This window comes from Deltaproteobacteria bacterium PRO3 (genome assembly GCA_030263375.1).
In the GTDB taxonomy this organism is placed as follows: Bacteria; UBA10199; UBA10199; order DSSB01; family DSSB01; genus DSSB01.
This window is the reverse complement of the sequence record SZOV01000023.1, coordinates 1-22,969: the sequence shown is the minus strand read 5'-3', so window position 1 is coordinate 22,969 and position 22,969 is coordinate 1. Positions and strand designations below refer to the sequence as shown.

The following is a 22,969-nucleotide window of genomic DNA, read 5'->3' as shown; positions in this document are numbered from 1 at the left end:
TCGCGGGTTTCCCCGGATAATTTGAACGTGCCCCCGTGCTTGGTCATGCCTTAAACCCCGCCCCCCGGCGGAGTTCTTGAGAGATACCGGAACCTTACGAAAGCCGACCACCCGGTATCTGTGCGAAGCGCCCCGCCCCAAAGGGCTGGTTGCCTCATTGTCGCGAAAAATTGGGAACCGGCCGGCAAGGCCGCGTACATACTCGCTAATTTCGATGCCGGTCGTTCACGTGCTTATCGCGGTTCCCCGCTAAAAGTTGTCTTTTGGTACAAGGTCAAGGCATTTTTTTATTGGCCTAAGAAGCCAAAGTCGGGTTTCCGGGGAACGCTGAAGGAATTTTTTAGGAATTCCATTAGCTCGGCTATCTCCCGAGCCTGCTCGGTGCCCGCCTCGACGCGGTAGTCAAAGCGCTTCAGGGCGGGAAAGGCGAAACCGCCCCGCGAGAGGGGGGAACCTCCTTGATCGTATTCGAAGGCCAATTCGATCTTGCCAAGCGGCGCCTCGACGGCGTCCGGCCGGGCGTGGGCCCAGGGGCGATAAGGAGCCACACCGCCCTCGCCCTCCACCGCCACCCGCAGCAGCCCCTCGCCGTCGCGCAGCACCTGAAGCGTCATTCGCGTGGGCCCCTGATCGGCCCGTGCACGGAAAGCCTTGCCGTCGTAGACGATCCCGCCCAAGTCCAGCGCCATCTTGCCGAGGCCCTGGCCCAAGATCGCGTCGACCGCGTAGGCGTCCTCGGCCTGCAATTCGGCGCGGCGCTTCGCGCTCGCGTCGAAGAGGGCCAGCATGGCCGACTGCTGCTTGGGATTGAGCCCGCCCAGCGGCCCCTGCCACATCACCGTGTCGCTGTAGAGGATCACCGGGACCTCGTCGCCGCCGACGTTCATCCCCTTGCGGTACTGCGTCCCGCGCGGGGACTGAAAATCCGGGCGACCCATCGCGGAGCCGACGATGCGACCCTCGGCGTCGAGGGTCAAGGTGCCGACCTTGTACCAATGCCTCACCGCCGCAGATTCCCCGCCTATCATGACGGTCATCTGGGCGTTGTTGGTATCGCTCGTATGCAGGGCGCCCCGGTTGAATTGCAGGACCGCGGGATCGGCGGACGGGAGCACCACCGCGCCGTCAGCTTGAGCCCCGCCCTCCAGGGCGGGCCGCGCGCCGCGCGGCAGGACGATCGGGTATTTCGGAAGGTCCAAGAGGGCCTCGACGACGGTCTTCACGACCTCGGAGCCTTCAGACAAGTCTTTCAAGGTCGCCTGCAGGCCGCGGACGGTCTCGGGATCGAGGACGAGGCGGTTCTCGTCGGGGCGCAGCTGGTAGCGGATCTCGATCAAGACCTTAGCCGACTTTCCCTCCGGCAAGACCTGCCCCGACTCGCCGTCGAGGCGCAGCACAAATGGGTGGGCGTTGTCGACCGCGGCAAAAGGCGAATCACGATGGGTGTGTTTCGAGGCCTCGGCCTGCGCCGCGACGCGGGCGTTCTTCAACACTTGCTCATAGAGGCCTTGCTCGAAGGCCCTTCGAGACTTTTGCGGGTGGGCTTGATTCGCGGGGACCACGGCCGTACCCGAGGCCGGATCCCCGGCTAAGGGTTTGGATCGGGCTTGGGCGCCTTCGGCATCGGCGCGACGACCGTGACCTCGTTGTCAAAGTCCGCGGGGGGATTTTCCGGTTTGTCCGTCGGCTTCTCCTTCAAGGTCTCGGGCCGAACCCAGATGCCCGTCTTGTCGGGGTCGGAGAGTTCCGTGTCGGAGGGCTCCCGCATGGCGCCCGTCTCGGGCTCAGGCTTGGGCGCCTGCGGCGTCGAGTCGACGCGCGCGGCGTCCGGCGCGCCCTTGGTGCCGTGGATGTAGACGAAGACGCTGAAGTTGTCGGCCTCGAAGTGGTCGACCAGCTTGCCGTCCTTGGCCTGGTCGTAGACGTTGCCTTTGTAATCGATGAAGAGCTGCTTGCCGTCCAACTGGAAAGGCATCCGGTCATTTTCCTTGGAGAGCTCGCCGCTCTCGAACTTGGCGTCCGCCTCTTCCGCGATCTTCATGCGCTCGCGGACCTTGGCGTCGAGGATCTGGGCCTTCTCCTTCGCGGTCTTCGCGTCCTTGGTCCATTCATAGGCCAGGTTGCGGTCGGGGATGTTCTTCCAAAGGCCGTCGGAGCCAGCGATGGCGACGTCGCCGTCCTTGAGGGCGATCTTGTTCAGGCCCTCCGCGGAGCGGAAGCCGGTCTGCGGGTCGAAGACCTCGCCCTCGGCGGTGCTGCGAAGCCGGAAGTTCAAGGTACCAACGACGTTCTCGACATTGGAACCGAGATGGTGGGCGTTGCTCTTCAGGTCGCGCCCCTCCCCCTTCGGACCGTAATCCTTGTTCAAGTCGACGGCATTCCGGCCCCAGTTGTCCGGGCGCGTGGCATAGATCCAAGAGGCCGTCCCGTCCGGGGCCGCGCGGTAGAGGGTCAACTGGAGGTCGCTGCCCCAGAAGGCCTCCATCGTCTGCGGGGCGCCGTGGGCCTCGGGCCGATGGACCTGGAGGATGACGATGCCGGCGCCGGGCTGCCTTCTCCCTTCCTCGGGCTTGTAGAGCTCGGCGACTACCTTTTTATTGGCCGCCTGCGCGGCCTCGGAAATTTCCGTACCCTGCGAGACCTTCTCGATGAAGGTTTCCAGGGTGAGGCGCGCGGCCTCCTTCCCGCCGGCGTGTCCGCCCATGCCGTCGGCGGCCGCGATCACCAGGTCTCGCGCCGGCGTGTAGGTGGCGGCGACGCCGTCTTGGTTTTCCGCGCGACCCTGACCTTCGTGGGTCTTGGCGTAGACCTCACCCATCACGGCGTTGGCGGGGTAATGGATCTCAAGCGACTCCGGCTTCTCGAAGCCGCCCAGCTCGCCCATCGCGACCTTCGTGTCGGGGATCTTGAGCCCCTCCGGAAGTGTGGGGCGATTGCCGCCCTCAACCTTGGGGGGCGGAGCGGCGGGGGGCACGGCCGAGGCGTCTTCCGCCTTGGCCTCCGGCTTGACGGTCTCGGGCTTGCGCGAGAAGAAATCCACGGCACTCCAGAACAAAGAGGCCACGGGGTTGGCGCTGTCCCGGCCGAGCAGCGAGCGAAGCCCGCCGGCCAGCGAGGCGTCGGCCTTGGACTTCTTGGCCGAACCTTTCTTGCCGGACTTCTTGCGCCCCTTGCCCGAGGGCTTGGCGGCCGTGTCGGCCGGCGCTGCGCCGTCGGCGGGCGGGTCCTTCGGGTCTTTGCCCTCGGTCTTCCCGTCGACCTTGGCGTCGGCCTTCGGCTCCGCCTTCGCGTCCTTGCCGAGCTTCGGCAGCTTGGGCAGGCTGGGGATCTTGTCGGTGACCTTGGCAATCGCGTCGAAGGCCCGTTCGGCCCGGGTCACGCCCGGCACGTCGAAGGGGAATTCCTTCAACAGGGCGTCGTACTCCACGCGGACGCCCTCGACGGGGATCACCTTGTCGCCCTCGCCCTTCAGTTCCTCGAGTTTCGGCGGCGTGAGCAGGCTGGTCTGGCCCTTGCCGGAGGCCTCGGGCTTGGCGGCGTACTTGATCTCGAATTTCTCCACCTCGCCCTTGGCGTCAAGCGTCACCTTCACGCGCGAGAGGCCCTTGGGATGGACGACCCAGGTCTGGAAGCTGCGCGTGGCGGGATCGAAGAAGGCCTGCGTGTCGGATTGTTGACCCTTGTAGGCGCTGTCCGGCGCACCGCGGTAGGGACCTCCGCTGCCGCTCTGCGACTCGTGACCGGCGAAGACCTGCTTCGCCTGCTCCGCCAGACCCAGGATCTCGCCCTTGGTGAAGACGAGCTGTTGGCCGTCCTTGTTGGCGGGGTGGCTGCGGAAGACCAGGGCCTTGCCGTCCACCTTTGTCGAAATCGCGTCGAGCTCTCCACGGACCAGCTCAACATTCTCGCCCGGGTTGTTGAGGTCTTGCAAGATGCCCAGCTCCTGCTTGGCGCGGGAGTAACCGAGCAGCGTCGCCGTCTGATAGGCCTGGGCGGCGGGTAGCTCGCGGGTGTTGGCCTCGCCGAAGTAGACCTTGAGCAGGACTTCCATCTCGGCCTCGCTGGCCCGGCGCAGCAGGACGCGGGCCTGCGGAGTGGCGTTGTCGAGGGCGTGGCGCAGGGTATTCTGCGCTGCCTGGAAATCCTCCTTGGCCTGTACGTCGAGGTATTTCCTGACCAGCGAGATCGCGGTCTTGACTTCCTTATCGCTGAGGCTCTTCTCGAATTTTCCGTTGGCCTGCTCGACGGCGTCGCGGCCCTTTTGGCGGATGCCGAAATCGGCCGGCAGCTTCTCGACCAGCTTGGCCGGATCCGTCTCGATATTGGCCTGCTGCTGATCCTTGAGGTGCTCCTCCAGGGCCTTTTCCAGGGCGGTCGAGAGCTCTTTCGACTTCTCGGCGGCGGCCTTCCATTCTTCGATCTTCTCTTTAAGCTCGGAAATGATGGCCTTGTCCGGGCGCTTCTTGCCTTCTTCCAGCTTCAACCGCTTTTCGGCGATGCCGACCTTCTCGAGGAGAGCGCTCTCGCTCTTCTTCGCCTGTTCGACGACGGCCTTGAGCTGCTCGTGGCCCAGCATGTCGAAGATCTCTTTGGTGGTCACGCCGCCGATCTTCTTGAAGGGCGACTCGCCGAGGGTCTCGAGGGCCTCGGCCAGGGTGCGGGCACGGCCGACGCGCAGCTTGAGCGCTTCCATCGCCTTGAGGGTCTGGAATTCGACCTCCAGCGGCGAGAGGCGCGGGTCGATCACGCCGCCCTTGAGCTCGGTGGCGGGGTCGAGGCCGAGTCCGGCCTTTTTCAGCTCGGCAACTTGCGTCTCGAGCAGAGACTTCACCTTGCCCTGGATGCCCATCTCGACGGGGAGGCTCTCCAAGGGCCGGCGTCCCGAGAAGACCTCGGCGACGGCGACAAAGACCTCCGCGCCGCCCTGGTAGGGGCTTTCGCGCAGCATCTTGAAGAGCGCGGCCGGGTCCTTGGCCTTCGCGATGGCGCGGGCCAGGCTCATCTGGTGCTCGCGCGGGGTCGAGGCCAATTCCTTCAGGAGGGGATCGGGGATCTCGATGCGAACTTCTTTGCCGCCGACGTTCAGGACGTCGCCGTGGGCCAGCCTCGCGGACTTGCCGGGGGCGAAGGTCTCACCGTTGAGCAGCACGGTTTCCAGCGGCGCGGGCGGCACCGAGGGAGCGGCCGGGTCCTTGGCTTCAGTTTTGGGCTCGGCCGGGGGCGTCCCCGCGGTATCCGCGGGCTTGTCGCCGTCCTTGGCCTCCGCGGGCGCCTCAGCTTTGGCATCTCCGTCTTTCGGTTCCGCCGGCTCGGCCTTGGCCTCCGGCTTCGGCTCCGCCTTGGCTTCCGGCGGTAATTCGGTCTTCGCTTCGTGGTGCAGGACGAGGCTGCCGTCCTTCTCGCGCGAGACGCGCAGGCCTTGGCCCTCGCCCAGCGGGAGGAAGGCGTCGAGCGAGGTCTTCTCGCCCTCCTTGGGCAGGGCAACCTCGAGTTTCTTCCCCCCTTCCGACTTGGTGAGGGTGAGATCCTTGGGCACGGCGCCGAAGAGCTGGAGCATGCCTTCCGGCGCCGGCTGGGCGGCGGGGGCATCCTTGGCGGCCTTTTGCTCGGCCTCCTGGAGCCTTTGCAGCTCCTTCTCCATGGCCTCGATCAGGTCCTTGGAGGTCTTTCCGTCCTTCTTGGCGGCTTCGATCTTGCCCTGCAGCTCGACGATCTCGCTGCGGCCCTTGAGGTTCTCGATGCGCATCCGCGATTCCATCATGCCGAGCTGAAGCTTTCCGCCGGTCAGGCCGTTGGCGAGGCGGAAGCCGGCCATGGCCTGGACGTACATGAGCAGGGTGTCCGAGAAGGTGCCGTCATGCTTCGACCAACCCAATTTGTAGTTGGCCTTACCGGCGGCGTACATCGAACCGATCGCGAAGCCGTGGTCCAGCACCGTCGCCAGCCGCCGTCCGTTGACGGTCAGCTGGGGCACGCCGGGGCCCGCGGCCTTGCCGACGTTGAGCAGGCGCCCGGTCGGGCTCTTGGCCAGGCCGGCGGCGCTCGATTCGCCCGCGACGTAGCCGCCCGCCCACTTGAAGCCGCGGGGGCCGGTGGCGAGGAAGCGCTCGCTCAAGGCGGCGCTGGTCGCGTGCGCCCCGCGCATGGCGCCGAACAGGAGGATGTTGGACTTGAGATCGCCGCCGTGGTTTTCCCACACGCCTTCCGAGGTGTAGAAATAGGAATCCAGGGCCTTGCTGGAATAGGTGAAGGCGGCCGCCTCGCCGTAAACGCCGGCCGTCCAGCCGATGCCGCGGCCGATCATGCCCCAATTGCGGAACTTCCAGAGGCCGAGCATCTCGCAGCCCGCGCCCGCGAAGGGCGCGAGGGTCATCGCGGCCAGGGTGGTGGGCTTGCTGACTTCCTTGGAGAAGTGCTTGAGGCCGACCTCGAACTTGCTGCCGAAGTCGCCCTTGCCCTCGGTGAGGGCGAGGAATTTCTGCACATCGCGCTCGAGGCGCTCGGCGTTCTCCTGCGAGGCGGGCTTGGGCTGCCCCTCCACCAGTGGCGGGTGGTAGCCGGTCAGGTCGGGGATTTTTCCGGATTGCAGCATCTGCGCCAGCCAGACCGAGCTGTTCTTGAAGCCGGTCTTGGCGAATTCCGGGTCCTGGAGCAGCTTGGTGTAGGCCTCGACGCGTTTTTCCATCGAGGCCTCGGCGGCGACGCCGGTGAACTTCTCCAGCGTCTTGTCCTCGAGGAGCTGGGCGCGGATCCGCTTCTCGTCCTCGTTCAAGTCGGCGTCGGGCAGGGCGCGGAGGATCGCGAAGGCGGTCTCGCCGGGCTTTTGAACCGCCGCGAGCGAGGCCTTGTCGAGCAGGCTCTGCGCCGCCTTGATGTCCTTGTCGTGGGCTTCGGCGACCTTGGCGACGTCCTGCGCCTTCGCGTCGTGCGCGGTGGCGAGGTCCAGTTGGGCCATGAGCGGCGCCAGCAGCACGCCCTCGGGTCCTGGGGCGCCGTCCTCGCTGGCCTTTTCGATCATGCTCATCTGCTCGTCGACCATGGCCTTGACCTGGGCGAACTTCGGGTCCTTCGGGTCGCCCTTCAGGACGCCGTCGAAGATGGAGCGGTAGACCTTGACCCGCTCGGCCACGGTGGGGAGCTTGGCGGCCTCGTCGACCTTCTTCAGGCTGGGCGACTTGAGCAGGGCGTCGCGCAGCTTGAGCTCGTCGCCCTGCAGATCGGTCATTTCCTGCAGCAAGGTGAAAATGGACTTCTTGGTGTCGGCGACGCTCTTCTCGGCCGCCTTGGTCAGCAGGGGCTCGAGGGCCTGGTATTCCTGCGGGACATGGACTTGGTTCGGGGCCTGCTTCAGGGCGGGATAGGCCAGCTCGATCTTCTCGGAGGCCATCGTCTTGAGGATGTCGAGGCTCTCGGCGGCGCGGCTTTTGGGGAGCTTGTCGGTCGCCACCATCTGGGTCAGCCAGCGGGCCGAGCCCACCATGCCTTTGTCGAAGAGCTTGTCCCGGGCGATGCCCATGTAGCGCTGGGCCTGGATGTCCTTCATGTCGTCCTGGGCGATGGCGGCCAATTCGACCATCAGGGTGTCTTGGATCACCCGCTCGGCCAGGGCGCGCTCTTCGGGCGTCAGCGCGAGGTGCTTCTCGACCTCGGTATAGTCCTTGGGCTCCTTGCCCTTGCCGATCTCGCTCAGCTCGCGCAGCACCGCGATCGCGTCGGACTTCTTGCTCTGCGTCGTCTGGAGGAAGGCCTTTTGGAAAAGGCCGTCGACGACCTTCTTCTCGGCCTCGGGGTCGACCTTGGGTCCCTTGTAGCTCCAGGCCTTGCTGTCGCGGACGCGCAGCGAGATCTGGTCCTCGGCGACCTTCGCCATGACGGCCAGGCCTTCCATGGCGCGGCGGCGCGCAAAGAAGGGCGCGAGCGGCTTCTCGAAGGCGCGCTTGAAGGCCGGCGAGTGGAAGCCCTTGACCAGCTCTTGGGCCTTATCCATGTCGCCCGAGCTGAGCGCGAAGACTGTGCGGGTCAGGCGCAGGTTGTCCTCATGACGCTGTTTTTCCTCGGGCGTGGTCGCGGCCTTGAGTGCGGCGTCCTCGGTCTGCTCCAGCTCCTGCATCGCGGCGCCGGCGGTCTCGAGGTCGCCGTGGCCCATCCCGGCCAGCATGCGCAGGACGCGGGTGCGGTAGGCGGGATCGATGCCCTGGAGGTGCAACAGCGGCTCCAGCGAGGTCTTGGCCGCGTCGAGGACCTCGAAGACCATCCGCTGCTCGTAGCCGAGCTGGGGATTGTCGAGGATCTTGGGCATCCCGAAGTAGGCGACGTGCGGGGCGACGAAGGGAACGGTCCCGCTGAGAAACTTGAGGGTACGCTCGTCGAATTGGCTGGTGGCCTTGTCCGCGATCGGCGGGTACTTCTCGGCCGCGATGTCGTCGTTGATCCGCTGGGTCGCCAGGGCCACGCTGCCGCCCTCCGGGGCGCCGAAGGCCTGGGCGCGGCGGTCGACCTTGGCCGGCTGGCCGTGCTCGAAGGTCCAGCGCTCGGTGTAGTCGAGATATCCCTGCCCCTCGCCGCCCTGCGGGCGGAGGGAGAATTTCAAAAAGACGTAGGTCTTGCCCCCTTCGACGTTGGTGGTGACCTCGACAGGCGGGTCCTTGAGATTGAGCGGGAAATCCGCCCCCAGCGAGGCCTTGAGCGGCTCGAAATACTTATCGGCGGCGGCCAGGCCCTTGAAGAACTGCGGCTCCATCTGGGCCAACGGGACGGCCTTGGCGCTGCGCACGGCCGAGTTCATCGTCTTGCGGAACAGCGCGTCGCTGTACTCGGCATAGCCGCCGGGGGGAGGCGCCGGCTCGGCCGGTGTGCTCGCCGGCTGCGGGATCTTGGTGAGCAGATCCGGCAGGAAACTCTGGATGAAGGCCTTGGCGGTCTCGGCGCTCGGCTTCTCGGCCGCGGCGATCTTCTTCGCCTTTCCCTCCCAGTACTCGCTATCGGAGCTGCCCGCGCCGACCTTGGCCGTGCGCTCGTAGCCGACCCACTCGCCGGTGTTGCCGTTGAAGGAAAACTTGTCCTGGACCAGCAGGTGGCCCGACTTCTTGCCCTCAGGGTCCTCCGCGACGTAGGAGAAGACCACCTCGGTCGTGAGGCCGCGGTGGAAGACCGCGTAGTGGCTGCGCGGGTCTTTCACGCGCAACGCCAGGCCCTCCGCCTGGGTGGCCGCGATCAGGGTGCCGAATTGCTGCGTCTCGCCCTTGTTTTTGCCGAAGATGGCGATGTGCTCCGCCGAGAAGGGACGCGAGAAGGTGCGCGCCACCAGCATAGCGAAGGCCTGAAGCTTCTGGTCGTCGGGCAGCGCGGCCGTCCGGTAGGCGGCCAGGCGCCGCTGCCAGCCTTCCTTGTCCTCGCCGCGTCCGTTGTATTGAAAATCGCGCTTGTAGCCGTTCAGCTTCTTCTGGCTGGGGTCGTAAGTGAAGGTGTCGCGGAGATAAATGCGGCCGTCGTCGCTCGAGGGGTTGTCGTCGACAGGATAGACGAAGCTGACGGCGACGTTGCCGTCGGCGAGCACCTCGACCTCGGTGCGGGCCTCGGCGTCCTTGCCTTGGATCTTGATGCCGGTCTTGTCCCCGAGATTGCTGACGGCCTCGAAGAAGCTTTTGTTGTCCCGGAGCAGATCCCGGGTTTCCTGCGAAAGCGCGGAGGTGAGCTTGCCACCCATCTGTGCCCCCAAATATCTGATCCTATTGGCCTTTTTTCCCTATATCCAAGGCCGATAGGACCTGTGCCTGTGTCCTAAACGTTCCCCAACGTTAGGGTTTATCGTCTTGGGCGGTGAAAAGTTGCCGAGAGGCGTACAACAAAACGCCGCCCCGCGCGACGGCGCGGGGGGCCTTGTGGCAAGTGTCCGAAAGCATTGGAATTAGGGCTTCAGGGTGATCTGGTGGCCGTCGAACTCCAGGGTGTCTCCGGCGAGGGCCTGGTCGCTGCGGCCGAGGCCGACGATGATGTTCTTGCCCTTCGCGGGGTTGGTGATGCTCATCCCCTGCTTGAAGCCGACGTTCTCGATGCGATAGCGGCCCTCGCCCAGGTCCTCGATGCGCGCCAGGTCCTTTTCGAAGAGCCCCCGGAACAAGCCGCCCTTGTTGATGTTCAGCTTGTACTCGCGCGGCGTGGCCTCGTCGCTTTCGGCGGCCTGCAAGCCCACCTCGCCCTTGTTCTCGACGATGCGGATGAGACGGGCCCAGCCCACCTTCATCTCGCCGCCGTTGAAAGATGGAGGTCCGAAGGCCTGCGGCCCCCGCGAGGGCATGTAGGAAGGCGGAATCGAGACCGGAATCGGCTCCATCGGCACGGGTGCCGCCGCGATCTGTTCCATGCGCATCCCGCCGTCGGGCCTAACCTTGAAGACGAAGTGGACACCACCGAGGCTGAGGATGTCGTTGGGCGAGACCCGTCTCCACTCGCCCTCCTGGCCCCGGCCTTTTGAAATGAGCTGGTTGTTCTGGTAGGTGCCGTTGCTGCTGCCCAGGTCTTTCACCCACCAGCCCTTGTCGTGGAAGGTGAAGGACAAATGCTGGTTGGAGATATTGGCGTTCCCGCCCAGCTCCCTGCGACCCAGCTTGACCGGCTGTCCTCCGATCGGAAACTCGATCACCACGCCCGCGTCGGGCGAGGCCATGGGTTCGGTCGAGGCGCGGGGACGACGGCCGTTTTGAATGGCGGTCACGGCGCCGTCCTTGAAGACGTACCATTGGGCCTGCTCCGGCCTCGGCCCGAAAGCGAACATCAATCCGTCTCCCATGGCGTAGGTGTTTCCGGAAAGCGGCTCATAGCTGTTGCCGTTCAAGACCCAGACGTAGCCGTGGTTCGTGATCTCGCGGAGGATGAACTCGCCGCCGCCGTTTTCGAAGGCGTCCCAGAAGATCTCCGCGACCTGCCGTCCGTCGGGGCCGTTGAACTGGTAATTCGCCCCCTCCTGCAGCTGCATGCGCGCCACCTGGGGCGCCGGCGTTCTAAAAGCGTGGGAGCTGGGGGGCGAGACCTGTCCGGCGACCTGAATCAAGCTGGCGTGGTCGGTACTCTCGTGGAAGCGGAAGGTGAGGCCGCCGACGGTGACGAGCGCCCCGTCCTGGATCGCATGGAAGTTGCCCAGGGTCCGGCGCTGCGTGGCGGGGTCCACGCCGCCTTGGATGTCGACGCCGTTGAGCTGGGTCCCCGTGTCGGAACCCATGTCGCGGATCAACCAGCCGTTGCCCTTGAAGATCAGCTCGAAGTGATCCGGCGAGAGCGAAGCGTCGGGGATCTGCTTGCGGCCGATGTAGACGGGACGGCCGCGCGGAATCTTGAAGGCGAAGGCCCCGTCGCCCGTGGGGATGGGCTCCGGCTGTCCCGGCAGGCCTGCGCCGGGCTTCTTCGGCAATTCGACCAAGCGGGCCGCGCCGCTCGGACCGTCGATCTGCACCTGCAGCTCGACGTCGACGCCGACCTGGATGCGGTCGCCGTGCTTGAGCTGGGCGGTCTGGACCTGCTGGCCGTTGACGAAGGTGCCGTAGGTGCTGCCGACGTCCTCCACCACCCAGCGGTTGACGCGGGCGTAGATCTTGAAATGTCGGCGGGAGACGCCGTTGTCGGGGATGCGGATATTGGCCCCGCCGTTCTTGCCGACGACATACTCGGTGGCCGTGTCAAGAGGCCATTCGCGCAGGCCGGTCTCGATCGCTTTGGCGCTGGTCCAACCGCTCGCCTGGCGATAGTCCGCGGCGTTCTTGTGCAGCTCGCTCAGCTTTTCCGCCGCGGTGAAGGCCGCGTCGGCGGCCGTACCCTCGTTGTAGCGGTGCTTGTCGCGGTGCAGTCCGGGACGAAGCTTGCGCTTGTAGAATTTTTCAAAATCGGCTGGCTCCAGCTTCGCCAACTCCGCCGGTCCCAGAGCGGCTTCCACCTGGGGCAGGTTTTTTAAGATGCCGGCGTAGACCGTGGCCGCCTCCGCGGCGCCATCCCCGAAGATGCGCTCCAGGAGGGTTCGATGGGCGCCCAGGATCCGTTCCACCTCGGCCGCCTGCGGGACCTCGAAGGGGCGATGGATACCCTTGATCTTCTCCAGCTCGGCCGCCGCGGCCTTCAGGATATTCTCGCCCAGGTCTTGGCGCGCTTCGATCCGCTTTTTCGCGGCGTCGAAGAGGTCGCCCTGCAGCTTCAGGTCCTCGGCGCGGGCCAGGAGGCTGGGATTGAAGACCTCCTCGATCTCGGGGAAGGTCAGGTAAAGTTTCAAGATCCGCTGGGAGGCCTGCTCGGAGGCGGATCCATAGAGCTTCGCGATGTCCTCGACGTATTTCAAGTGGAAGTCGGCGATGGTCCGGTCACTGATCCGCGGCTGGTAGTTGGGATCGCTGCCGGGAGGCGTCGCCGGGACCTTGAAGCCCTTCGCGGTGCTGCGCTCCGCCGCGGCCTCGGCGGCGAGGATCTGCTCGGCGGTCGGCACCGGCTCGAGCGGCGAATAATTGATCGGTATTTCGTAGCGACTCGCCGGCGCCTTGCCGTGCTCGTAGTCGAGGACGAAGATGTTGTCTTTGTCCACGTGCTGCGGAAGCTGGATCGGCTCGCCTTCAAGGGTCACCAAACGGCCGGGCTGGCGGATGTTCTCGATCGCGAGGTCGTGCAGGAGGGAAGCCGAATCAACTCGGCCGCGAGTTGCCTTCAAGCCGCCGCGCAGGGCCGCGAAAGTCTCTTGGGTCGGAGGGCGAAATCCGTGGTACTGCCGCGAGTCCCGCGAGCCGTGCTGCTTGTAGGGGCCGCCCGAGGTGTTTTCGTGAAAGCCGTCGCTGGCGATGAGAAAACGGTCGCCGGGCTGCAGATCCGTCACGCGGTAGAGGCTGGGCTCGTATTGGTGAATGCCGCGGGCGATCTGGTTGTATATCCACCCCCCTTGGCCGTCGGGTAGAGGAACCCCGTCGACGTTCGAGTAACCGAGGATGTCGTAGCTCCCCTCGGCGTTCGGCCGAGCCAAAAACACCGTCGCATCCCCCACGCTGGCTACCATCGCCTCGTTGCCGACGACGACGATCACCGCGCCGGCGCCGGTGGCGGTCCTCATGCCCTTTTGGCCGGGAGGATTGCGGTCCGCCTGGTTGCGTTGCAGCTCCACCGCCGCCACACCGGCCTCGAAGATCTCCTTGGCCGTGGCGACCTTGCCCTCGCGGGCGGCCTCGGCCACCCGAGCGTGCACGCCCTGCAGGAAGGCGCTGGAGGCGACGGCGTCCGCACCCGGTCCGCCTTCCCCTCCGGCGCCGTCTGCGCCGGCCAGGACCTTCACCTCGGTCCCGTCGGGGAGGAGGAAACGGCCCATGTAAATGCTGTCTCCCTGGAACTTGCGCCGGCCGTTGCCGCCGTTCGGCACATTGCCAATCGAGGTGCGTCCGGAGGCACGGGAGCCGTCGGTGAAGGCGAGCTTCATCATGCCTTCCTCGCCGCCGGCGATGAGGTGGGCCTCGCCGATCACGCGACCTTGGGCATCACCGAGGAGAGCCGTGCCCTGAAGGCGGGTCTCGACGCGCTGCGCCCGAGGGTCGGCGCCGCCGAACAATTCGTGCGGGCTGCGGAAGCCCATGAATTGCTCGTTTTCGAGCGCGACGTTGAGCCCTTCGATCTCGGCCTGTTTTTGGGACAGGGTCCGCTCGATACCTGCGGCACGCAGGTTGGCGGTGTCGCGTTCTCCCTTGAGGGTGGCGACCTCTTGGCGGAGGGCCTCCTCGCCCGCCACCAACAGCTCGAGGGTCTGTTCCACTTCGCGGACCCGCTCTTGCTCGATCTGAATCTGTTCGTCGAAGCCTTCCTTGGCGTTGCGCAGGGTAGTCAACTCCCGCTCCAGCTCGCCGATCTTCTTCTGGGCTTGACGTCCGGCCTCTTGGCTCTCGGACCATATCTTCCCGACTTGGTCCTGGGCCGCCTGCAACTCCTTCGCCTTGGCTTCGACCTCGCCCTGCTTGACGGCCAGCTGGCCCTCCAGCTCGGCGGCGCGGCTCCGCGCGCCGAGCAGCTCGCCCTCGGCCTCCTTGCGCTTGGTCTTGGCATCGGTCAATTCCCGTTCGGCCTTCTCTAACTTGGGTTTGAGTTCTTTTAGCTCTTTATCAACCGCGGTCTTCTGGGCCCGGAGCTCCTCGACTTGGCGCGCAGACTCGGCCGCGCTCTGCTCGGAGGCGGTCAGGGCTCCCTCGAACTCGGCAGCGCGGCGGTCCGCGTCGGCGGCGCGCTGCTCGGCCTCTTTCACCATCTCCTTGAGGCCGGCGATCTCCTCGTTGAGGCGGCGCAGGCCCGCCTCGGCCTCGGACCTGCCACTCGCGTCGGAGCTCAGGGCGGCGGCCTCGATGCGGGCGGCCTCCGCCTCGGCCTCGGCGGCGGCGATGCGACCCTCGGCGGCCTTAGCCCGCGCCTCCGCGGCCTCGGCGCGGGATCTCAGTCCGGCGGCCTCGGTGCGATGCGTCTCGGCTTCGGCCTCGGTCGTGCTGCGCAGGGCCTCCAATTCCTTCTCGAGGGCCGCGACGCGCCGCTCGGCGGCGAGCTTACCCTGTTCGGCGGCGGTCAACTCCTCTTGCAGCCGCGCAGCGCGGCGGGCTGCGTCTTGGGCCTTTTGCTCGGCCTCGGCACGCAGGCTGGCCGGCGCCAAGAGAGCCTCGGCCTCGGCCTTCGCGGCGGCGAGATCGCCTTCCAGTTGGCGGATCTTGGCGCGCTCCGTCTCGAGCGCGGCCTCGTGCTCCTTGGCCTTCGCCTCGGCGAGGGCGGCTTGTCCGCCCTTCTCCGCAGCCTCCAGGCGCAGGCGCTCCGCTTCGGCGGTGTGTTCAGCCTTGGCGCGGGCGAGATCGGCCACGGCCTGACTGGCGCGGCCCTCCTCGCGGGCGGCCTTTTGCTCGGCGACGCTCAGCTTGCCGCTCAAATCCGTTTCCAGAGACTCCTTTTGGCCCCTCAGCTCCGTCAGGGCGGCATCGAGGGATTCCACCCTGGCGACCATCTCGGCGGCCCTTTGCGCCGCCAGACCCTCATGTCGACGCAGCTCCTCCGCTTCGCCGCGCAGGCGCTTGGCCTCGGCCTTGCTGGTCGCCTCCAGGCCCTCGAACTTCTGCTTCCATTCCTTGGCGGCCGCCTTTTCCTTGGCCAGCGCCTGGTTCGCGACCTCCAAGTCCTGGCGGAGGCCTTTGGCCTCGCCCTGGGCGGTCTGCAAGGCGGTCCGACCCTCGGCCAAGGCCGCCTCTTGCGCCGCGATCTTCTCCTCCAAGCCGGCCTTTTCCGTCTCGAAATCCCGTCTGGCTTTCTCAGCGGTGGTTCTGGCACCTTGGAGATCTCCCTCAAGCTCTTCGACGCGGGCGCGGGTGTTGATCAGCTCGCTGTCCTTTTGGCGGAGCTCGGCCTGCTTCGCCTGAAGCTCCAAACTGAGTTGCGCCTTTTCACCCTCCAAGGCGGAGATATCCCGCAACGCGGCGGCCTTGGCCTCGGCCATGGCCGCTTCGACCCCGGCGAGACGTCCGGTGACGGAGGTGATTTCCGCGTTGAGGCGGCCCATTTCCGCGACTTGATCGGCGATCGTCTTCTCGTGAGCGCCCTTCTCTTTCTCGAGCTTGGCGATGCGCTCGCCGAGTTCGCGTTGAACGCCCTCCAACTCTGCCTTCTTGGACTCCAGCAGGCCCTTTTGCGCCTCGAGTTCCCGCTCCAACTTGGCGACATCGCCCTCCAAGACCTTGCGCGCGCCCTCACTGGCCTTCAACTCCGCGATCTTGGCCTCTAAATTCCGCTCCAGGGTCTCGATGCGGCCGCGCTTCTCCGTGATGGCGCGGTCGAGCTCTTGGATCCTCGCCTCGGCGTTGGCCTTGCCGGCCTCCGCCTCCGTGGCGCGATGGCGCCATTCGTCGAGGGACTTCTTCAGGCGGGTCTCCTCGGCGGCCGAACGGTCGCGGAGGGTCTGCAGGTCTTCGTTGGCGGACTTGGCGGCGCCTTGGGCGATCTCGAGGTCGACCTCCTTGGAGCGCAGCTGCTTCTCCAACTCTTTTTTGGCGCCTTCCAGCTCGGAGACCTTGGCCTCGAGGCCCGATTTGGCGCCTTCCAGCTCGGCGAGCCGTTGGTCGCGCTGGGTCTTTTCGGTCGTGAGCTCCTCGATGCGGGCCTCCAGCTCGAGCTCGGCGTTGATATCGCGGACCACCTCGGGTTCCTTGGCCTTCTCCGCCGCCAACTCTTTCTGGACGGTCTCCAATTCCTTCAGCTTCAAGGTATGTTCGACGCGCAGCTGACGCAAAGACTCGTCCAGCTCGCCCTTCTTGGCGCGAAGACCCTCGATCTGTTTTTGGTAGGTGCCGATGCTGGTCTTGTGCCGCTCGATTTCGGCCTTTTTGGCTTCGACCTCGCGGGTCAGGGTGTCGATCTTCCTCTGGGCCTTGCCCAGCTCCGTCTGAGTGGTCTCATGCTGCTTTTGCAACTCGGAGTGCTGTTGCTGGAGCGCGGCCTCCCGGCCCTCGGCCGCCTCGGCGCGTTGGGTCTGCTCCGCCAGGCGCGCGCCGATCTCGGCGGCCTCCTTTTGGGAGGCCTCCAGCTGAAGGCCTTGTTCGCGCAGCCGGGTCTCCAAATCGCGGAGTCCTTGCCGCAGCTCGCCTTCGCTTTTTTCGCGGGCCTGGGCGGCCTTTTCCATGCTTTCGCGCAGGCGGGCGGACTCTTCTTGGGCCGCCTTCTTTCCGGCCTTGCTGATCTCCAGATCGTGTTTGACCGAGCCGAGCTCACGGTTGGTCTCCTTGAGCTTGGCGACGGTCTCGTCGAGCTGCCGTTGGAGCTCGGTCTTGTTGCCGGCCTCCGCGGCCAAGGCTTGCTCAAGCTCCGTCTTTTGCGTCTCGAGCGCCTCTTTCGCCTTGCCGAGCTGGCCCAGCGAACGTTCCTGCTGCTCGATCCGGTGACTGGCCGACCTCAGTTGGGCCTGGGCGTCTTCATGACGGTCGTTCAAGGCGTTAAGCTCGGCCTCGCGATCGCCGACTGTCTTGCGGAGGCCGGCGATATCCTCGAGGGCCTGCTTGAGCTTGCCTTCGAGCTCGGTCTTGAGGCCCGCGAGCTCGGCGATCCTCTGGGCCTGCTCGGTGGTCAGGCGCGTGGCCCCTTCGTCCTTCGCGGAGAGGGCGCCCACTTGCCTCTGCAGATCCTCCAGTGAACCTTTCAGCTCGGCGATTTTTTCTCCGAGCGCTGCAGCGCTCGCCTCAGACTCCTTCAGGGCTTCGTCCACATGCTTACGGCGCTCGAGCTCGGTCTCGGCCTCGGTCAGGCGACGGTGCAATTCGTCGGCCGCCAATCGATGCGCGCCGGCCTGGACCTCGGCCTCCTGCTTCTCCTTGCGCAGCTTGCCCAGCTCGGCCTTGTGCGCTTGGATCTGCTGCTCGAGGCTTCCGACGCCCAGGTCCAGCTCGGAGAGTTCGGCCTGCTCTTGGTAATCCCGAAGCTTCTGCTCCGCCTCGGCCTTCTGGGCCTCGAGATCTTTCAGACGGGCTTCCGCTTCACCCAGTGCCTGCGCCTTTTCCGCAACCAAGTTGTCGGCGGCGGTCTTTTGCCCCTCGACTTGGGTCAACTGGTCTTTGAGGCCCTGAATTTCTTGAGCCTTGGCCTCGACCTCGGCGCGAGCCGCCTCCTGCTCGGTCTTCAAGGCGTCGAATTGTTTTTGCAGCTCGCCCAGCGACGCTTCCTTGGCCGTCTTCTCGCCTTCCATCGTCGCCTTCTCGGCGCGCAGCTTGGCCAGCTCGGCCTCGAGGGCCTTTACCTTGGAGGGAGAAAGATTTCCGACCCACTCGCGGGCCGCCTCGAGGACGGTCTTGGTCTTCCCCTCGCGACCGGCCAGGAGGCGATCGAGCAGCGAGGGCTTCTTGGCCTCGACGGGGGCCGCGCCGGGATCGGCGGGCGCCACGGCGGGGTCCGCGGTCGGCGTCGGGGCCTTGGCCTCGGGCGCGGTCTTCGCGAAGCGGGCGCGCAGGCGTTCGGCCAGTCCTGGTTTCTTGGCGGCCGGCGCGGGGGCCGGGGACGCGGCGGCGTTGGGATCGACCGGCGGCGGCGTTGCGGGCGCCTGCGCGGGATCGGGCTTGGCCTGAGTCGCGGGATCCGGCGCGGCCGGAGGCGCCGGCGGCGTCACGGGAATGCCCTTCTTCAGGTTTTCCACGCCCATCTTGAAGGCGCCCAAATTCCGGTGCAGGGACCCGCCGCTCGCCAAGTTGGCCGCGTGCGAGCCGACCATCGCCTGGGCGTACATGACGGTCGCGTCGAAGAAATTGGCGCCGAAGCTCTGATTGTTCTCGGGCATGAGGCCCAGCTTGCGGCTCAGCGCGCCGCTGGCCTGCATCGTGAGGATGCCGCCCAGGTGGTTCATCGTGCCGCTCAGGGCCTTGCCGGAGGTGGTGAGGGTCGGGATGCCCTTGCCGGCCGCGTGGGCCGCGCCGTCGAAGAAGAAGCGGCCGGTCGGCGAGCGGCCCAAGGCCCCCGCGAATTGGCCCTCGCCGAAGCGATAGCCGAGCTTGGCACCCCAGGCGCCCTCCGCCATGCGGGCGGTCGCCAGGCCGGTCATGCCGTGGGTGAGGCGCATGCCGCCGAACATCAAAGTCGCCGAGACGATCTCTTGCCAGGCGCCGTTCCAGGCCTTGTCGCCGCCGTGATGCATCCGCTCGAAGCCGCGGTGGATGGCGGTGAAGCCAACGGCCTCGCCGGTCATCCCGAGGACGGCCGCGCCCAGCTTGGCGCCGCGGCCGATGTCGGAGATCTTCTTCGCGTCGTAGGCCCAGGCCGCCAATTTAAGGCCGCCCAACTCGAAGGCCGTGCCCATGAAGGGCGCAGCGGCCATGCCGAGCAGCATCGAGGGCTTGGAGACCTCTTTGCAGAACAGAGGCAGGACGTAGCCGACCTTTTGGCCGAAATCCCCCTTGCCCTGGACGATGGCGAGGATGTCTTCGCCGACCCTTTGCGTCGCCGGATCCTTCTTGAGCTGCTCGGCGAGAAACATCGCCGACTCGCCCATCCCCGCGTCGATCAAGAGCTTCTGCTGGGCCAAAATGGCGAGAGACTTGCCGCGCAGCGCGGCGTCGGACTCGTGGGCCAGGGCGTCGAATTCCTGCATCAGCTTGTCGCCCAGCAGGCGGTCGCGCAGCACCGTCTCTTCGGCGCTCAGCTCCAATTTATGGAAGAGCGCGAAGGGACTCACGCCGGGATTCTTCTCCGAGGCGGCCTTGGCCTTTTGGAACAGTCCCTCGATGAGGCCCTTTTCCTTGACCTGGTCGACGGAGCCCCCGAAGTGCAGCCAGCCCTGACTCTCGTCGTAGCGCTTCATCACCTGCTCTTGGGCGACGACGTACATCGCCTCCAGCGAGGACTGCGCGGCGGCCTTCAAGCCCTCCGGGTCGCCTTGCCCGCGCCTGGCGAAGGGCGAGCGGTAATCCTTGGGCAGCGTCTTGCCCGCCCCGAGCAGGGCCAGGACCGCGGAGCCGTCCGGCTCGCCCTTGGGCAGAATCGCGGGCAGCAACGCTTGAACGAAGGCCTCGGCCTCCTCGGAGGGCGGCTTGGCGCCGGCTTGCAATTTTTTCAGAACGGCCTGCAGGCGGGCGTCGCCCTCGGAGCCCGGCGCCAGCTTCCACGTGCGCTCATGGCCCTCGAAGGCCAAGGTCTCGTCGTCCAACGTGAACTTGTCGCGCAACAGGATACGGCCGTTCGCTTGGTCGGCGTCGTCGTCGACGGAGAGCTGGAGGGTGACCTCTACCTTTCCGTCGCGCCAGGCGAGGTTGTAGAAATTGAGCTTGTCCTTGATCTTGAACTCGAGGCCCGCGTTGAGATCGAGCACCTGCTGGTTGGTCGTCTTGAGCAGGCGGCGCTCCTTTTCGAAGGCGGCCTTGATCTCGGGCAGGGTGTTCGCGGCGTCGTCGACGAGGGCGCGGCCGTAGCTGCGCGCCACGCGGTGGGCGAATTTCTGCACGACCGGGTCGGCCGCCCCGCGCCCCGCGCTGTCGGGCAGGCCCTGGTACTTGGCGAGCCAGCCTTTCCATTCGTCGCCGCCCTTGCCGTGGTGCTCGAAGCTGCGCTGGTAGGACTTAAGGACGCGCTCGGAGGCGTCGAAGACGAAGGTGTCGCGGACGTAGAGGCGGCCGTTCGACGCATCGCCGTCGTCGTCGACGGGCAGGACGAGGGAGACCTCGACGTCGCCGTTGTCGCGGACCTTGGCCTCGGTCCGGGACTCGGCGTCGGTCGCTTTCGGAAGTAAGGGAGATTCCTTCTTCTTCTGAAGGTCGAACAGCGACTCGTAGAAGTCGCGGTTTTTCTTCAGAAGCTCAAAGGTCTCCTGAGATAGACGGAATGATGTCGGTCCGCTCACCTAGTGCCCCCAAAGTAGAGGTCCCTTGCGCAGTCACCCGCGCGGTCTAGACCGTGTGCCTCGGCCTAAACGGGAATAATCGTTGTGAATTCCTAGCTTACCTCCACTCACCCTACTCCAGGGCTTATCGCGGTCCTTTCGGAAAAGTTGCGCCACACGGAGCGGGCGGACGCCGTCTCGCAGATATCGCGACACAGGTCCATCGAATTACGGGATGGGGCGCTATATTATGGTTGGGCGAAGAGCTCGACGCCGTCCACGAAGGCGGCGGCGATGTCGTGAGGCCGCACGCCCTGGATCAAGTCGGCGGCGAGGGACCCTTCCGACTCCGGCGCGGCGACGGCGAGGAAATCGGCCCGCTTGTTTTTTTCGAGGCTGCCGATCTCGGACTCCATCCCCAAGGCCCGGGCGCCGCCCAGGGTCGCGGCCCGCAGGATGGCGTCGCCGGCGGCTTGGCGGTCGGCGAGGCCCTCGAGACGGTAGAGGACCGCGCGCATCTCGTCCCAGAGGTCGAGGCTGGAACCGGCGGCGCGGCCCCAGGTGCCGAGGGCCCAGGGGACGCGGTCTTTCAGAATCTTCTCCCAGGGAACCTCGCCGACTTGGAGCTTCTCGAAGGCCAGCGGCGCGAAGACTCGCGGGCATTCCGCGTTGCCGAGCAGGGCGCCGTCGGTCGGCCCCAGGTGCAGGGCGCCGACAATCGCCGGCTTGACCTTGAGCAGCCCGATCTCGTGGAGGTACTGGATCGGCGTCATGTGGTGCGGCGGCGGGATGCGCTCCTCGCCCCAGCCGGCCTCCTTGAAGAGCACCGAGGTCACCTCCCCCTGGCTGTCGTAGAAAAATTCCATCTCGCTGAAGCTGAGCGCGGCGACGATGTGGAAGGGAATCTTCATCTGCAGGGCGTGGTTGGCCAGGATCCGCAGCAGGTTCTTCGAGATCGTGAAGGCGCTGAAGGGCGCGAGGCCGGGCTTAAGCCGGGGATGGCCGCCGTGCTCGACCTCGTCGATGAGGGCGAGGGCCTGCTCGAATTCCTCCTGGGCGGTGGCGCGCTGGAGGTTTTCGATCTCGGCCAGGACCGTGACGCGCAGCCCGGACTTCTCGTAGAGGGGGACCGCCACGGGAAAGCGGCAGACGTCGCCCAAGGTGGTCGTGCCGGAGCGTTTGACGATTTCCAGGCCGTCGGCGACCGCCTTCTGCTGGTCGGGGATCGGCAGCTTGGCCTTGAAGCGCGAGCGGTTGATCAGCCAGGCCATGAGGAGGAAGCGCCCCTCCTTCGTCTCCGGCATGGGGTGCGGGTATTTCTCATAATGGGTCAGCGAGAGGTCGGCGTGGACGTTGACCAGACCCGGCATCAGGACATGGCGCGGAAATTCGCGGACGGCGGCGGCGGGGAATTTTTGCCGCAAGGCCTCGGGGGAGCCGACCTCGAGGATGCGGCCGGCCTGCGCCGCGAGGGCACCGGGAGAGAGAGTGTCGCCCGCGACGGGGAGGAGGTGGCGGGCGGTGAAGATTTGGATGGGGGCGGGTTGCATATTGTATTCCGATAGTAGGGGCGAACCTTGTGTTCGCCCGTCCCTGCACGGGGGCGAACACAAGGTTCGCCCCTACAGCGGACCGTTGTCGATAAGGCGTTTGCCGTTTAAATAAACAGCCAAAATAATTCGCGAAGGTCTGTCCAAGGTCTCCACCGGCTCGAGCGTCTCCGCATCGACGATCTCGAGGTACTGGACGATGGTGTTCTTTCCCTCCGCCAGCACCGCCAAGGCCCGCTCGCGCAGCAAGGCGGTCCGACGCTCTCCGCCTTGCGCCGCGTCCTGCGCCGCCGCGATGGCGCGCGAGATGTTCAAGGCCTCGGCCCGCTCGGCCTCGCCCAGGTAGGCGTTGCGGGAGCTCATCGCCAGACCTTCCTTTTCCCGCAGGGTGGGCAGGCCCACCACCTCCACCGGTATGTGCAGGTCCCGCGCCATGCGCTGGATGATCTTCAGCTGCTGGTAGTCCTTCTCGCCGAAGACCGCCACGTGGGGCTGGGCGATGAGGAAGAGCTTGGCGACGACGGTGGCGACCCCGCGGAAGTGGCCGGGGCGGAAGGCGCCGCAGAGTCCGCGACTCAGCTCGGAAACGGTGACGGCCGTCTGGTCGCCGGGCGGGTACATCTCGGCCGCGGCGGGGACGAAGAGGACGTCCACCCCGCGCGACTCGGCCAGGGCGCGGTCGCGGGGCAGGTCGCGCGGGTATTTTTCAAAATCCTCGTTGGGGCCGAACTGGGTCGGATTGACGAAGATCGACATCGCGACCCGATCGGCGCGGCGCCGCGCCTCGTCGACGAGGCTCAAGTGCCCCTCGTGGAGGTAGCCCATCGTCGGCACCAGGGCAAGTCGCTTCCCGGCGACGCGCTGTTCGGCGCTCCACTCCTGCATCTCGCGAATCGACTCGATTTGCCGCATCTCGCCTTCCTAGATAAGAATACGTGGCCTCTTCCGGCCTCCAGGAATGGGTGGCCGGGCGGGGGTCCCCCGCCGCGCGCAGCTTGCGAGCACGGTGGGGGTGCAGACCGGACAGGACCCATTCCTGGAGGCCGGAAGAGGCCACGTCTATCACACGTATTTTATTTTTTTTCTAAAAAAC

The 22,969-nt window shown here is 66.1% G+C and carries 5 protein-coding genes; all 5 read right to left on the bottom strand.

Going from position 1 to position 22,969, the window contains the following annotated elements:
- Positions 1-287 precede the first annotated feature (287 nt).
- The 5 genes from FBR05_05620 to FBR05_05600 all read right to left on the bottom strand — a co-directional run bounded on the left by FBR05_05620 (position 288) and on the right by FBR05_05600 (position 22,788).
- Positions 288-1,562, bottom strand: a complete 1,275-nt coding sequence (locus tag FBR05_05620) for a hypothetical protein (protein MDL1871664.1) — start codon at positions 1,560-1,562, stop codon at positions 288-290.
- Between the two features lie 26 nt (positions 1,563-1,588).
- Positions 1,589-9,706 (bottom strand): hypothetical protein, encoded by an 8,118-nt coding sequence (locus FBR05_05615; GenBank protein ID MDL1871663.1) that lies wholly within the window; start codon positions 9,704-9,706, stop codon positions 1,589-1,591.
- Positions 9,707-9,907: 201 nt separating this feature from the next.
- Positions 9,908-20,347 (bottom strand): FHA domain-containing protein, encoded by a 10,440-nt coding sequence (locus FBR05_05610; protein ID MDL1871662.1) that lies wholly within the window; start codon positions 20,345-20,347, stop codon positions 9,908-9,910.
- Between the two features lie 227 nt (positions 20,348-20,574).
- Positions 20,575-21,876 carry a hypothetical protein gene (locus FBR05_05605; protein ID MDL1871661.1) on the bottom strand — a complete coding sequence of 434 codons (1,302 nt, stop codon included), beginning with the start codon at positions 21,874-21,876 and terminating at the stop codon, positions 20,575-20,577.
- A gap of 72 nt (positions 21,877-21,948) precedes the next feature.
- The gene (locus FBR05_05600) at positions 21,949-22,788 is read right to left on the bottom strand and encodes a pantoate--beta-alanine ligase (protein ID MDL1871660.1); all 840 of its coding nucleotides are present in this window, start codon (positions 22,786-22,788) and stop codon (positions 21,949-21,951) included.
- Positions 22,789-22,969: the final 181 nt, after the last annotated feature.

Excerpts from the sequence above, each read along its gene's own strand:
- FBR05_05605 (MDL1871661.1), bottom strand. The coding sequence starts at position 21,876 with ATGCAACCCGCCCCCATCCAAATCTTCACCGCCCGCCACCTCCTCCCC.
- FBR05_05615 (MDL1871663.1), bottom strand. The coding sequence starts at position 9,706 with ATGGGTGGCAAGCTCACCTCCGCGCTTTCGCAGGAAACCCGGGATCTG.
- FBR05_05600 (MDL1871660.1), bottom strand. The coding sequence starts at position 22,788 with ATGCGGCAAATCGAGTCGATTCGCGAGATGCAGGAGTGGAGCGCCGAA.